Source organism: Bifidobacterium castoris (assembly GCF_003952025.1).
Classification (GTDB): Bacteria; Actinomycetota; Actinomycetes; order Actinomycetales; family Bifidobacteriaceae; genus Bifidobacterium; species Bifidobacterium castoris.
This window is the reverse complement of record NZ_QXGI01000011.1, coordinates 36215-50017: the sequence shown is the minus strand read 5'-3', so window position 1 is coordinate 50017 and position 13803 is coordinate 36215. Positions and strand designations below refer to the sequence as shown.

The window sequence follows — 13803 nt, the reverse complement described above, 5'->3', positions numbered from 1 at the left end:
CGAGCAGATGATGGACAATTCCACCCAGACGAGCGGCGCGCTCGACGAGCTGCGCCGGTGGCGTGAGGAATTCAAGGCGAACCTTGTGCCCTCGCCGCTCGAAGACGTGGCGCAGCTGACCGCGCAGGTCGACCTCACGCACGCGCACCCGTCGGGCATCTCGCAGCTGTTCGCCCGCGGCAGCGCGCCGCTGCATTCGCTGTTCCGCGACAGCGGCATGCTGCGCACGGCCGCGCGCCGCGTCGAACGCGTCCTCGACGATCAGGGCGCGAAGCGTCGCATCAGCGGCGTCGCCGAACTGTCGCTCGTCGTCGGCGTGGCCACCTGGAAGGGCAACATGATGCCGGTGCTGCTCTACCCGGTCGAGGTGGTGCGCGACGGCAACCCGGTCGAACACCACACGACGATCAGCTTCACCGGGCATGTGCGGCTCAACGCGTCCTTCCTCGCCGCGATGCGCGAGCACGGGGTCCGCCTTGACGAACGCCAGCTGTTCGACGGTTCGAACTACGCGTCCGGCACGCCGGAGACGGCCGCCGTCTTCGCCGCGATCTCGAAGGCCGCGCAGCAGGTCTTCCCCGATTTCTCGATCGAACGGCAGATCATCCTCGGCTGCTTCATGGATCCGTCGACGCAGATCCTCGTCGAGAGCCAGATGATCATCGACCATCTCGCGAAGGGCCCGAGCGGCAACGTCATGCTCGACGCGCTCGCCGGCTACCCGCAGGCCCGCGGTTCGCTGAGCAACGAGACGATGCCCCCCTTCAGCCCCTTCGACGGCGACCCGCATTCCGAATACGAAGTCGGCGACGTCGACAACACGGTCCGCTACGCCGCGAACATGGCCGCGGCCGGTCATTCGCTGTTCGTCGACGGCACCGAGGACACCGACACGGCCGAACAGGCCGCCGCGCTCGCCTCGCGCTGCATCATGGCAGGTCGTTCCGTGCTGTATGTGCCGTGCGTGACCGACCAGAAACGCCGCTTCCTGTCGATCATGCGCGCGAACGAGCTCAGCGGGCAGGTGCTCGACGTGGCCGACCCGAACGCGAACGCCGCGATCGACCATCAGCTCATCCGCGCCGTCGGCTACCAGCAGGGTGTCGCGACGTCGCGCTTCGAACAGCTCGCCGATGAGCTCGTCGGCGTGCGCTCGCGCCTGACGCGATACCTAGGCGACCTGCACGGCGTCAACAAGACGTGGGGCGTCTCCGCCTACCAGACGATTCAGAACCTCGCGAGCATCGCCGAACTGCCGACGCATCCGTCGACGCATGTGCGGCTGTCGAAGGAGGTCGCGCAGAGGATCGGGCCGTCGCTCGACGACTGGGCGGCCAAGCTCGAGCGTGCCGGCGAACTCGGTGAATACTCGATCGACGCGAAGGACACCGCGTGGTACAAGGCCTCCCTCTACAGCGAGGACGAGGCGATCGGCGCCTACCAGCGCGTCGTGACGATGCTGCGCACCCTGCTGCCGGCGACGCGCGAGCAGGTGACGAACACCGTGAAGACCTGCGGATTCTCGGTGCCGACGACGGCGCAGGAATGGGGACGCCAGGTCACGGTGCTCAAGAACCTGCGGCGTGTGCTCGACGTGTTCCAGCCGGAGATCTTCGAACGCGACATCGATCTGATGATCGAGGCGACGAAACCGAAGCAGGACCGCAAGTCCGACGGGTCGGCGATGGGCTTCTGGGAACGCCGGCGCCACATCAAGGAGGCGAAGAGCCTGCTGCGCGTCGGCGCGCAGGTTGAGAATCTGCACGACGCGCTGTGCGTCGTGCAACGCCAGGCCGAACAGTGGCGTCTGTTCGTGCCGCATGGCGGCTGGCCGGTGCTGCCGCCGAAGCTCGACGACATCATCACGACGCAGGATGAACTCGTCTCCAACATGACGGCGCTCGACACGGTGCTAGCGACGACGCCCGACGGCGGCGACCTGCAGACGACCGACTTCAACGACGTCGAGGAACGGCTCAAGGCGCTGTTCGACGACCGCAAGGCGCTCGACACGCTGCCCGAGCGCGCCACGCTCGAACGCGAGCTCGACGCCGCAGGCCTGAGCGCGCTCGTCGACGACCTGCATCAGCGCCATGTGGCCGTCGACGCCGTGCGCGACGAGCTGCGCCTCGCCTGGTGGACCACCGTCTTCGACGACATCGTGCATTCGTCGGCGATCATCTCGAACCAGGACGGATCGGCGTTGCAGAACGCCTCCGACCGTTTCGTGCAGGTCGACACCGAGCATGTGCGCTCGGTCGGCCCGATGATCATGCAGGAGTCGATGCACCGCCTGTGCGACCTGCTGTTCGCGCGCACGCAGGAGGCGAACATGCTGCACACCGTGCTCGCCGGCTCGAACGGCATCTCGTTGAGCCGCATCCACCACGACCATCCCGAGATCCTCGCCGCTGCGAAGCCGGTCATCATGAGCACGCCGGCGACGCTCGCCTCGGTCACGAAGCCGACGCCTATCGCCGACGTCGTCATCGTCGACGCGGCCGCGCATCTGCCGTCGATCCTGCTGCTGAACATCCTGTGCCGTGCACGTCAGGTCGTCGTCCTCGCCCATGAGCAGACGATCACCTCCGACAGCGTGCGCACGCTCGTCTCGCTGCTGCCGCACGTCACGGTCGCGCCGCATCCGACGCGCCGCGATCCGCGCGTCAACCGTTTCCTCGAGGCGCAGGGCTACGGCCAGGTCAGCCATGCCGTGACGCGCGACGGCGTGCAGGGGCATCTCATGTTCCACCAGATCGAGGCGACCGGCGTGCCGATCATGGCGAGCGGCCTCGTCGAAAGCAGCCAGGGCGAGATCGACGAGATCGTCAACCTCATCACCCGGCGCGCGCAGACCTTTACCACCGTGCCGGCGAGCTACATCCTGACCGTCGTATGCATGACGCCGACCTTCCGCACACGGCTGGGCGCCGAGCTCAAGGCGCTCTCGACGCGCAACGAGATCATGGGACGCTTCCTGCGGCACGTGCGCATCATCGACATCACCGACGTCGCCGGCGCGCATGCGACCGACGTCATCCTGTCGATGAGCTACGCGAAGACGTCGCACGGCCGCCTGCTGCAGCAGTTCGGCGCGCTCGAAAGCGACGGCGGCAAGGGGATGCTGCTTGATGCGCTCGCGCTCGCCGACCACAACATCGACATCGTCAGCGCGTTCAGCGCCGACGACCTCGAGGACGACCGCCTGCACCACGCCGGCCCGAAGATGCTCAAGACGCTGCTCGTCTGGGCGCAGCGGCTCGGCAACGAGACGCCGATCGCGGCGGCGGGCAAACCCGATGCGGACAACGTGCTGCTCACCGATCTGGCCGCGCGCATCCGCGAGCGCGGTCTCGACGTGGCCATCGACTACGGCTACGACGGCGGCGCGCGGCTGCCGATGGTCGTCGGGCGCAAGGACAAGCCGTATGTGCTCGCCGTGTTCACCGACGACGCCCAGTTCATGGGCATCCAGTCGACGCGCGAACGGCACCGCATCCTCGAGCAGGACACCGAAGGCCTCGGCTGGTCGGTCATGACGATCTGGAGCGTCGCGGCCTTCGTCAACCCGGACAAGGAGGTCGACCGCGTCGTCGCGCAGCTCGACGCGCTGTACCGGGAGGCGCAGCGGTGAGCGACTCCGTCATCCGCGTCTTCGACGGCACCGACGACGGTGCGGACGGCGCCGACGCTGTACATGCCGGCGACACCGAGGGCGCGCGGACGCCGGCGTACAGCGCCGAGCGGCGTACGCCGCGCCGCCATCGGCGCGTTGTCATGAAGGGCGCCGAGCGGTTCGACGCCGACGGCGTCAAGCTCGAGGCCGGCGACATGCGCACACGCGAGCAGCGCGCGGCCGACGACGACCGTCGTATCCTCGGCGAGCTGCCGCCGCATTGGGGCGTCTTCGAGGAGCGCGGCCGCTAATCGGCACGCACGGCGAGGACCGGTCCGTTCGCCTGCGCCTGCAATGTGCGCATCGCGTCGGCCGCGCTCATCGCGACCGGCGTCAGACGCCCATCGCCCGCCACATCGTCGCGTGGGGCTCCCATGACGATCGCGTCGTCGCTGACCGTGCATAGGCCGTCCGTCTGCACGTCCTCCGCGGAGGCGTCTGCCGCTGCATCCGCGCTCGTACCCGGGCTCGGCTGTGCGTCCGCATCCGTCGGTTCGGCTTCGGCGGTTGCTTTGTCGGCGTCGACGGCGGGAGGGGAGCATCCGGTCGCCGCGGTCAGTCTGACATGCGTGCCCGGGGCGAAGGGATGGCTGAGCTCGCCGAGGCGCACGTCGATGACGGTATGCCCCGGCGCGACGGCAGGCGTGGATCCCAGCATCGTCGGCAGCAGCACGTCGCCTTTGCGGATGTCGATGAGCGCGTAGGCGGTTTCGTCGTCGAGCCGTTCGACGGCGCCGTCCAATGCGTCGCTCGCAGGCAGCGCCGTCGGCGTGAAGTCTGCGGTGACGACGGCGTCGCCCGCCTGGATCTGGCGGGACGCGGTGAGCACGTTGCGCGTCGCCGTCGCCGTGACGATGCATTCGAGCGTGCACAGCACGGCGAGCGCGGCGCAGCAGGCCGCGAGCAGCTTGCGGGCGCGGCGGTCGAGACGTCGGCCACGCGGTGTGCGTGGCCGGCCTGGTCGTGGCTCGCCGCCGCGGCCGGGGAGGAAACTGAAGTCGAACGTATGCGTCATGGCAGTTATGATGCGTCCGGACCTCCGGTGGCGTCCAGCCGCAGCGGGGTATGTGACCGGAAGGGTGTGTCGTCGGCCAAATGTGGACGACACGCCGGGCGGAGCTGTGGATTGTGAAGATTGTTCGCTCCCAGTCCACATCGTATCCACATCGTTGTGGATGAACGGAACCCCCATCCACAACGGCCGTCATATGGCTGTGGATGGAGGAAGGCGGTGGGGATCGGCCAGGACCGCGCCTCATCGTCGGATTCGCGCAGCGGCATGGCAGGCGCAAACCGCCGCGGAATCCAAGGACGGACGCGGAGGAAGCCGGCATACGCGGAAGGTGCGGGCGTCGTGGCGGCCGAGGCCGGGCAGTGACCTTCGCGGGGGCTGGCCTTGCGGCGTCATGGCGGACATCACAAGGCCACCGTGCTCCATGGCATGGGAGCGACGGTGGCCTTGCGAATAGTGAGCGCGCCGCGGTGGGATGAGCGCGGCTTCGAAGAGGACCTACTTCGACGAGCCTTTGTCGGTGCGGTAGAAGCCGCTGCCCTTGAAGGTGATCGGGACAGCCGAATACACCTTGTGCACGGTCGGTTCGCCGCACTTGGGGCAGACGGTGATCGGCTTGTCGTCGAAGGACTGGTGTTCGGTGAAGTCGTATCCGCAATGCTTGCAGCGGTAATGGTAGACGGGCATGATGCTCCTTTCGGGTGGGCGCGTTCGCGCGAGCGCATATCGTTCTAATCCCCAGAGACTACTCACATGTGTGCATGAACGGGAACGGCCATCCACCGTAGGCGTAGGCATAGGCGTAGACCGTGGGCGGGCGGCCGGTGGCCGCGTCGCCACGCATGGGTCAGGGGATGAAGGTGAGGCCGCGCGGTGTGAGCACGGCGTCGACGCGAACGTCGTGCGGCTGCGTCGGCAGCGTCTCGTCGACGAATTCGCGCGTCCAGCACATCGCGATGCGCGGCGATGCGTCCGGGGCGAATGCGAGCGCATGGTCGTACCAGGCCGCTCCGCGTCCGAGCCGGTTGCCGCCGTGGTCGACGGCGAGCGCCGGCAGCACGATGACGTCGGCGTCGGCGAGCGCCTCGGCCGGCAGCGTCTCGGCGTCGGGTTCGTGGGGATGCGGCATCTCTCCGGTGGCGGAGACGGTCTCGTGGCGCAGCCGGGCGACCTCATCGGGCGACGTCAGCCGGGACCATCCGAGCTCGCGGCCCGATCCGAGCCGGGGCACCAGCAGATGGATGCCCCTCGCCGCCGCCTCGTTGAGGATCGGCAGCGTGTTGATTTCGGTGCCCATCGACACGTGGCAGGCCATCGTCAGCGGCGTCGTCCGTGGTCGGGAGAACAGCGGAAGCGCGAACAGCGCGCCGGCGCAGCGTTCGCCCGCGGCGACGCGGTCGGTTGCCGTCATATAGCGGCGTTGCTTGAGCAGCTTATGCCGGAGTTCGCGTTTGCTCTCGTCGGTCGTCGGCTTCGACTGGTTCATGTACGGCATGGTCACGGTTCTACCATGCCGCGGCCGCCGCCGGGTTGCGCGTACCGCGAGATGGGACGGCGCGGCGCCGGCATGCGCGCCGGGCGTGGGACAATGGATGGCGTGACGATCTTCCGAACCCTGTGCGACGCGATGCGGCGCGACGCGCCGAACGCCCTGCACACGCCGCTGACGCTGCTCGCTCCGGCGGACGCTCCGGCGATCCGCCTGCGCACGATGACGGCGGCCGATGAGGCCGAATGGGACCAGGTGCGCATACGCAACGCGGCATGGCTCGAACCGTGGGATTCGAACGATCCCGAACGCCACCGCCCGGTCACGTTCCCGCAATGGATACGGATGCAGCGGCGCGACGAGCGTTCGGGATCGGCGATCGTGTTCGTCGTCGAATACGGCGGCCGCATCGTCGGGCAGATCTCGCTCGGCGCGATTATGCTCGGCGCGATGCGCAGCGGCATCATCGGATACTGGATCGACCATGATTACGCTGGCAGAGGATTCACGCCGCTCGCCGTGGCGATGCTCGCCGACTGGGCGATGCTCGATCCGGACGGTCCGCGGCTGCATCGTGTGGAGATAGACCTCGTGCCGCAGAACGGGCGTTCGCGGCGCGTCGTGGAGAAGGTCGGCGCCCGGTATGAGGGCATTCGACGGAAATATATGTACATTAATGGGCACTGGCGCGATCATGAATCGTACAGTCTGCTCGCCGATGACGCCCCCGACGGATTCACCCGCCGGTTGCTTGGCGACACGCCCGGCGAACGCGTTTCCTCATTGTCCTAAATTCTTTTATTCTTAGGAACTATGGGTTACGAATCACTGAGCACGATCGTGGTCTTGGTGATGGTCGGAATCATCATGGCGATATGGCTGCCACGCAAGACGGTCGACGGCATGAAGACAGTGATGAAGCATCGTTCGGACCGGTACTCCACTTCGCTGCATCTGGTGGATGAGCAAAGTGGCACGACCTTCAACGATGTCGATTCGCCGAAGACGAAAGGGGCGATAATGCCAGCGACGCAGAGGGAACACGGCGCATACCGCGAATACCGTGAGCATGTGGCCAATGTACGCAAGCTTCGCCGTGCCGCCGCGCATCGCCGCAAGCTGATCGCCGGCGCGCTGCTCACCGCGTCCGTCGTCGTCCTCGTCCTCGCCTTCGTGCTGCACTTCAGCCCGTGGTACACGCTCATCCCGGCGGGGCTGCTCGCGCTCGTCTGCGCGCTCGGCGTCCACGCGGCCAAGCAGGCGCGCGCCTGGGAGGCGAAGGTCGCCGCGAAGGAGCAGGAGCATCGGCGCAGGCAGCGGATGCGCCCGAAGGCCGTCAAGAGTCAGGCCGAGATCGCCGCCGGCGCGCAGCCTTCGACCGTTGCCGCCGAAGCCGTGACGCAGACGGCGGAGGAGACGCGAACCGACGTCATGGAACAGCGTGAGATCCGCCGTGCGTTGCATCAGGCGCGCGTCGAGCAGGCTCAGGCGCTCGCGCGTCGCCAGGCCGTGCAGCAGACGGCGCAGCATGTGGCGCAGGAGGAATCGGCCGCCCCGCCGCAGTCGGGGGAGACCGCCGCGCGCGTCGAAACCGCAGTGGCCCCCGAGGAAGCCGTGCATGCGCAGCTTGTCGTCCGCGAGGAGATGAACGCCTATCCGCCTGACGAGACGAACGAACTGTCCGAGATCTCGCCCGCATCCGCCGTCGACGCCTTCGACATGGCGATCAATCAGGATCTGATCTCCTTCTCGCTCGGCGCGCCGCGCAACGGCGTCGAGCATCCGCAGGAGGCGCCCGAAAGCCGCGAGATCAAGTCGACGAAGCAGGTCGCGAAAGCCGAACCAAAGGCGCCGGAGGCCGACGTCGTCGACGTCATCGACGTCGCGGAAACGGACTCGCCAACGGACGCCGGGGGCGCATCGGACGACACGCCGAATGCGGACGTCTCCGCGGCGTCGACGATCAACGACTCCGCCGCATTCCACGAGAGTGAACGAACCGCCGCCGTCGAGGCGCCCGACGAGACGAGCGATTCGCTTGGCTCGAGCCTTGAATCGATTCTCGCGCGTCGGGGCAACTGACCAGCACGCCTGCGGCAATCGCGTTTGTCGCGGCACGCCACGTTCCGGAAACACCGGCCGATGTTCGGCCGGTGTTTCCCCTTATACGGCAACCTTTTCTCTTACAGCGTTAGCACTCGAGTTGGCAGAGTGCTACCGGTCGCGCTAGGATAGACAACTAGCGCGACGGAAAGGGTGCGGCAAGTGAATCGTCAGCCGCCTGACGTATTCGTTCCCGAGCGAAACTGTAACGATTGTTGGCATGCAGCAATGCAGAAAGAGGAGGTACCTCGTGTCGTTCCCGCTCATTCCACTGGAAGACAAGATCATCGTCAAGCAGGCCGAGGCCGAGACGCAGACCGCTTCGGGTCTGTTCATCCCGGACAACGCCAAGGAGAAGCCGCAGCAGGGCGAAGTCCTCGCCGTCGGCCCGGGCCGTCGTGACGAGAAGGGCGAGCGCATCCCGATGGACGTCAAGGTCGGCGACAAGATCCTGTACTCGAAGTACGGCGGCACCGAAGTGCACTACCAGGGTGAGGACTACCTCATCGTGGCCGCGCGCGACGTGCTCGCGATCCTCGCCTGATCAAAAGGCGGCTGTGCGCGATCCGCGTACCGTATGTTGACGGAGGCCCCGCGTGTCATCTCCGGCACGCGGGGCCTTCGCATGCCTGGCGCCCGGTACCAGGATGCGTCCTGGTTTACGCGCGGGTGCGCGCTGCAGGACGTTGGCGGTGCGTTGCGTGTCTTGGATCGCGTATGAGTGCGCGGCGCGGGTCGCTGCGGCGTGTCGGGTATGTCGGTGTGTCGGGTGTGTCGGGTGTGTCGGGTGTGTCGGGCGTGCCGGTGGGCGTACGGGTGCGCGGCGTGGGCCGTGGCGAACGGGTCAAGCGTCTCGGTCTGCGTATGCGTGCGCAGCGTGGGTCGCCGGCGGGGTATTGGGCGTGCCGGTGAGCGCACGTGTGCGCGGTGCGGGTCGCTGGCGGTGTGCCGGGCGTCCTAGATCGCGCACGTGTGCGCGCTGCGGTACGCCGGCGGCATGTTGGGCGCCTCGGTCTGCGTATGCGTGCGCAGACCGGGTCGCGGGCGGTGTGTCGGGTGTTCCCGGGTGCGTACTGATGCGCGGTGCTGGTCATGGGGGCTAAGGGTTGTCTGCGTGCGTGCGCGCGGTGCGGGTCGTGGCAGGCGGATTAAGCGTCTCGGTTGGCGTATGTGTGCGCGGTGAGGGACGCTGGTGACGTGTCGGGCGTGCGGGTGCGCAGTGCGGAAGGCGGGAGGAACGCTGGCGGATCGGGATGCGTATGCGTTGCAAACTGGGTCGCGGGTGGCGTGTCGGGCGTCCTGAGGCGCGTATTGATGCGCGGTGCGGGTCGCAGCTGGCGGGTTAAGCGTCCCGATGGGCGTATGTGTGCGCACTGCGGGGCGCTGGCGAGATGTTGGGCGTGTCGGTTGGCGTACGGGTGCGCGGCGTGGGGCGTGACTGGCGGGCTAGGCGTCCGGGTCTGCGCACAGGTGCGCTGCGCAAGACGCTGCGGGATGCCGCGCGCAGGCGCCGGTGTGCCGGGGTCGGATATGGGAATAGGGGCGGCGGAATGCTGTTGACCCCTATGTGCGGCCGGCGGTCGCACGCGAGAAGGCTGTTGCGCCGATGGGTGAAAACCGAGGAACGGCAACGCGACACGCCGAGATTTGCGGAAAGTTACCCTCCCATGGCATACTAGCCAAGTTGCCGGTTGAACCTCAACCGAAAACGATGGCGGATTTCCCAAGCGGTCAAAGGGACCTGACTGTAAATCAGGCGCTTCGTGCTTCAGTGGTTCGAATCCACTATCCGCCACGCCTCGATAGCTCAGTGGTAGAGCACTTCCTTGGTAAGGAAGAGGTCGTGAGTCCGATTCTCACTCGAGGCTCTCTGGCGGGATAGCTCAGCTGGCTAGAGCGTACGACTCATAATCGTAAGGTCAAGAGTTCGAGTCTCTTTCTCGCTACTATAAGGGCCGGGAAACCGGCCCACATATTCGACAACAAGAGGTGAACCAAATGGCAAGCAAGAGCGCAGACATTCGTCCGGGCATCACGCTGGCATGCACCGAGTGCAAAGAGCGTAACTACATCACGACCAAGAATCGTCGTAACACGCCCGACCGTCTCGAACTGAAGAAGTTCTGCCCGCGCTGCGGCAAGCAGACGCTTCATCGCGAGACCCGCTGAGCATAGATCTTTGCAGGAGCCCGACCGAAGAGGTCGGGCTCTTTTCGTTTCCCGACCCGTCGCGCAGCCGCCGGGCCAGCCCGATCTTCGCCGCCGTCGTCCGCGCATCCCCGTCGCCCGCATTATTGTGGGAAGCTAAACCGCATCGGCTTGCGGCGTTTTTTGTTACTGTGGGAGCCATGACTACATTCGCAGAGCTCACCACCATCGGCGTAGGTGGCAATATCGATCATTTCATGGAACCGACGACGCGTGCAAGCATCATTGAGGAGATCGAACACGCGGATACCCACGGCATCCCCGTGTGCGTCATCGGTGGAGGCTCGAACCTGCTCGCATCCGACGACGACTTCCACGGCATCGTGCTGCGCGACGCGCGCCGCCTCATCACCGTGCCCGACGAAGCCGATCCGGTCGAGAACGACGACAACACCGTGCATGTGACCGCCGAGGCCGGCTGCAACTGGGACGACCTCGTCGCGTTCTGCGTCGAACGCGGCCTCGAAGGCATCGAAGGGCTCTCCGGCATTCCGGGCAACGTCGGCGCGAGCGTCGTGCAGAACATCGGCGCCTACGGCCAGGAGGTCGCGACGAGCGTCGAATCGGTCGAGGTGTGGGACCGCGAGGACCGCAAGACGAAGACGCTGTCGAACGTCGAGATGCAGTTCGGCTACCGTTCGAGTCTGCTCAAGACGAGCATGTACAAGGCGCCGGGCGTGCCGAACGAGGAGTACTATCCGTCGCCGCGCTACATCGTGCTGTCCGTGACCTTCGCGCTTACGCACACCGAGACCGGCGCCGTCAACTATCCGCAGCTCGCGAAGGCGCTCGACGTCAACCTCTCCGACCGCATCCCGATCTCCCGTCTGCGCGACGCCGTGCTCGACGTGCGCGCATCGAAGGCGATGCTCGAGGATGCGACGCGCTACCGGCTGCCCATCATGGTCGACGAGAAGCGGCCGGAGGCGGTCGAACGCGCGATCAGCGACCAGCAGCGCTATGTGACGCAGCATGATGCGCCGGCCGATGTCATCGACGAGCATATGCAGGCGACGGTCGGCCAGAACGAGGACTACAACCGCCACAGCTGCGGCAGCTTCTTCATGAACCCGATCGTCGATGCCTCCGTGGCCGCCGCGCTGCCCGACGACTCGCCGAAGTATCCGGCGACGCTGCCCGACGGCTCGACCGGCGTCAAGCTGTCGGCGGCATGGCTCATCGACCATGCCGGCTTCCACAAGGGGTACCGCGTGTCTCCCGACGCGCGCGCCGCGCTGTCCGATCTGCATACGCTCGCGATCACGAACCGCGGCGGCGCGACCTGCGACGACATCATCGCGCTCGCCTCGGCGATCCGCGACGGCGTGCGCAAGCGGTTCAACGTGACGCTCGTGCCCGAGCCGGTCATGGTCCACACGAAGCTGTCCTGAACGGCGGCGCATGAACCGGTCGGCGGTGCGCAACCGCAGCCGGCCGGTTCGTTTTTCTGCATATCACGCGCATCTGCACGGAAAAACCGTGTGGATGCGCGTTTTGCGCTCACCATATCTTGCTCACAGTGAACGACGTGCCGGGGGAGGTCCTACACTTGGGCTGCGTATCTGGCAACCATCGCCTGTTCGCAGGTCACGCCAAAAGCTCATGAGCGCCAGCTGCACATCAGAGAGTAGGAACGCGAACAAGGTGGCATCGTGCAGATATTCAGGACGAAGTCAGTCGAACAAACCATAGCCGAAACGAATGAGACGGGGCATGCGCTCAAACGCAGCCTCGGATGGTGGGACCTCGCCGTCATGGGCGTCGCCGTGGCCGTCGGCGCCGGCATCTTCTCAGTGGGCGCGCAGGCCGCGGCGTTCCACGCGGGCCCGGCCGTCATCATCAGCTTCCTCATCGCCGGCATCGTATGCGGCGCGGCCGTCATGTGCTACGCCGAATTCGCGTCGATCATGCCAGTCGCCGGCTCCGCGTACACCTTCACCTACGCGACGATCGGCGAGATCATGGCGTGGATCATCGGGTGGGACCTCATCCTCGAGATGCTGATGGCGGGATCCGTCATCTCCAAATACTGGGGCGTCTACCTCAACGACTTCATGCGGCTCATGGGACTGAACTGGAACACGAACCTGACCTTCGGTTCCTTCCACCTCGACCTCGCGCCGATCATCATCGTCGGGTTCTTCACCGTGCTGCTCGTCTTCGGCACGAAGATCGGCGCGCGCGTCGACGGCGCGATGACGATCCTCAAGATCGCGATCGTCGTCTTCGTCGTCATCGTCGGATTCTTCTACGTGAAGGCCGCCAACTATACGCCGTTCGTGCCGCCGAGCGAACCGGCGAACCATGTGCAGCACGGCGAACTCGGCGGCAGCATGGCGCAGCCTCTGTGGCAGTGGCTCACGCACATGAAGCCGACGATCTACGGGTGGTCCGGCGTCCTCTCCGGCGCCGCGCTCGTCTTCTTCGCGTTCATCGGCTTCGACGTCGTCGCCACCGCATCCGAGGAGACGAAGAACCCGAAGCGCAACGTGCCGCTCGGCATCGGCGTCGGCATGCTGCTCGTCATCGTCATGTACGTGCTCGTCGCGATTGTCACGACCGGCATGGTCTCCTACAAGCAGCTCGCGACCGTGGACAGCCCGTCGCTTGCGACCGCGTTCGAACTCGTCGGCGCCGATTGGGCGGCCAAGATCATCAGCTTCGCGATCGTGCTCGGCCTGGCGACCGTCGTCATGGTGCTGCTGCTCGGCCTGACGCGCGTCGTCTTCGCGATGAGCCGCGACGGTCTGCTGCCGCGCGGCATCTCACGCACCGGCAAGCACGGCACGCCGGCGAAGCTGCAGATCGTCGTCGGCGTCGTCGTCGCACTCGTCGCCGCCTGCTTCAACATCGACGTGCTGTCCGACATGGTCAACATCGGCACGCTCTCGGCGTTCACGCTCGTCGCGCTCGCGATCCCGATCATGCGTAAGAAGCGCCCCGACCTGCCGCGTACGTTCCGCATCCCCGGAAACCCGTGGGTGCCGATCCTTGTCGCGCTCGCGAACTTCTGGCTCATGCTCAACCTGACGGTGCTCACTTGGATTCGTTTCCTCGCGTGGCTCGTCATCGGCTTCGTCATCTACTTCACTTACAGCTACAACCATGCGCGCCTCGGAACCGGCGAACTCGACGCCGAACTCGAGCGCTTCGATAAGGAGCAGCGCATCAAGCAGCTCGAGGAGACGGCGCATGAGACCGCCGAGGCGAAGGCTCGGGCCGCCGCGAAGACCGAACGGCGGCATGGGAAACGCTGAGCCGATTGTGATGCCGCTGCGCGCGTCGGCTTTGCCCGGCCGCTCGCTCCGCGGTAAT

11 protein-coding genes and 3 tRNA genes are annotated in these 13803 nt (G+C 66.3%); 11 read left to right on the top strand and 3 right to left on the bottom strand.

Annotated features, from left to right (window positions below; all coding sequences use genetic code 11):
• Positions 1-7 precede the first annotated feature (7 nt).
• The gene (locus D2E22_RS09730; protein WP_126032891.1) at positions 8-3634 is read left to right on the top strand and encodes a helicase; all 3627 of its coding nucleotides are present in this window, start codon (positions 8-10) and stop codon (positions 3632-3634) included.
• 143 nt (positions 3635-3777) lie between these two features.
• Positions 3778-3927 carry a BAG family molecular chaperone regulator 5 gene (locus D2E22_RS09725; protein WP_126032890.1) on the top strand — a complete coding sequence of 50 codons (150 nt, stop codon included), beginning with the start codon at positions 3778-3780 and terminating at the stop codon, positions 3925-3927.
• Here D2E22_RS09725 and D2E22_RS09720 read toward each other — a convergent pair.
• The 3 genes from D2E22_RS09720 to D2E22_RS09710 all read right to left on the bottom strand — a co-directional run bounded on the left by D2E22_RS09720 (position 3924) and on the right by D2E22_RS09710 (position 6183).
• Entirely contained in the window at positions 3924-4691 is a 768-nt protein-coding gene (locus D2E22_RS09720) for an SAF domain-containing protein (protein WP_126032878.1), read from the bottom strand. The two genes, D2E22_RS09725 and D2E22_RS09720, sit on opposite strands and share 4 nt — an antisense overlap.
• 495 nt (positions 4692-5186) lie before the next feature.
• Entirely contained in the window at positions 5187-5375 is a 189-nt protein-coding gene (locus tag D2E22_RS09715; RefSeq protein WP_126032877.1) for an FmdB family zinc ribbon protein, read from the bottom strand.
• A 160-nt stretch (positions 5376-5535) separates the two neighbouring features.
• Positions 5536-6183, bottom strand: a complete 648-nt coding sequence (locus tag D2E22_RS09710) for a 5-formyltetrahydrofolate cyclo-ligase (protein ID WP_164518502.1) — start codon at positions 6181-6183, stop codon at positions 5536-5538.
• A gap of 102 nt (positions 6184-6285) precedes the next feature.
• Here D2E22_RS09710 and D2E22_RS09705 point away from each other — a divergent pair, with 102 nt between their 5' ends.
• The 9 genes from D2E22_RS09705 to D2E22_RS09660 all read left to right on the top strand — a co-directional run bounded on the left by D2E22_RS09705 (position 6286) and on the right by D2E22_RS09660 (position 13745).
• Positions 6286-6969 carry a GNAT family N-acetyltransferase gene (locus tag D2E22_RS09705; protein ID WP_241218396.1) on the top strand — a complete coding sequence of 228 codons (684 nt, stop codon included), beginning with the start codon at positions 6286-6288 and terminating at the stop codon, positions 6967-6969.
• Positions 6970-6990: 21 nt separating this feature from the next.
• Positions 6991-8259, top strand: coding sequence for a ribonuclease E domain-containing protein (locus D2E22_RS09700; protein WP_126032875.1), 1269 nt, complete (start codon positions 6991-6993; stop codon positions 8257-8259).
• Positions 8260-8530: 271 nt separating this feature from the next.
• Entirely contained in the window at positions 8531-8824 is a 294-nt protein-coding gene (gene groES / locus D2E22_RS09695) for a co-chaperone GroES (protein ID WP_024540990.1), read from the top strand.
• Between the two features lie 1169 nt (positions 8825-9993).
• Positions 9994-10075 (top strand) — tRNA-Tyr (locus tag D2E22_RS09685).
• Between the two features lies 1 nt (position 10076).
• Positions 10077-10148 (top strand) — tRNA-Thr (locus tag D2E22_RS09680).
• Positions 10149-10152: 4 nt separating this feature from the next.
• A tRNA-Met gene (locus tag D2E22_RS09675) sits at positions 10153-10226 on the top strand.
• Positions 10227-10278: 52 nt separating this feature from the next.
• On the top strand, positions 10279-10449 hold the full coding sequence (rpmG, locus tag D2E22_RS09670; RefSeq protein ID WP_022858912.1) for a 50S ribosomal protein L33: 171 nt from the start codon (positions 10279-10281) through the stop codon (positions 10447-10449).
• A 179-nt stretch (positions 10450-10628) separates the two neighbouring features.
• Positions 10629-11879 carry an FAD-binding protein gene (locus tag D2E22_RS09665; RefSeq protein WP_126032873.1) on the top strand — a complete coding sequence of 417 codons (1251 nt, stop codon included), beginning with the start codon at positions 10629-10631 and terminating at the stop codon, positions 11877-11879.
• Between the two features lie 261 nt (positions 11880-12140).
• Positions 12141-13745 (top strand): amino acid permease, encoded by a 1605-nt coding sequence (locus D2E22_RS09660; RefSeq protein ID WP_126032872.1) that lies wholly within the window; start codon positions 12141-12143, stop codon positions 13743-13745.
• Positions 13746-13803: the final 58 nt, after the last annotated feature.

What these genes read in the sequence shown, in the direction of transcription:
- D2E22_RS09715 (WP_126032877.1), bottom strand. Translation starts at nt 5,375, where the DNA reads ATGCCCGTCTACCATTACCGCTGCAAGCATTGCGGATACGACTTCACC.
- D2E22_RS09720 (WP_126032878.1), bottom strand. Translation starts at nt 4,691, where the DNA reads ATGACGCATACGTTCGACTTCAGTTTCCTCCCCGGCCGCGGCGGCGAG.
- D2E22_RS09710 (WP_164518502.1), bottom strand. Translation starts at nt 6,183, where the DNA reads ATGCCGTACATGAACCAGTCGAAGCCGACGACCGACGAGAGCAAACGC.
- D2E22_RS09730 (WP_126032891.1), top strand. Translation starts at nt 8, where the DNA reads ATGATGGACAATTCCACCCAGACGAGCGGCGCGCTCGACGAGCTGCGC.
- D2E22_RS09700 (WP_126032875.1), top strand. Translation starts at nt 6,991, where the DNA reads ATGGGTTACGAATCACTGAGCACGATCGTGGTCTTGGTGATGGTCGGA.
- D2E22_RS09725 (WP_126032890.1), top strand. Translation starts at nt 3,778, where the DNA reads ATGAAGGGCGCCGAGCGGTTCGACGCCGACGGCGTCAAGCTCGAGGCC.
- D2E22_RS09665 (WP_126032873.1), top strand. Translation starts at nt 10,629, where the DNA reads ATGACTACATTCGCAGAGCTCACCACCATCGGCGTAGGTGGCAATATC.
- rpmG (WP_022858912.1), top strand. Translation starts at nt 10,279, where the DNA reads ATGGCAAGCAAGAGCGCAGACATTCGTCCGGGCATCACGCTGGCATGC.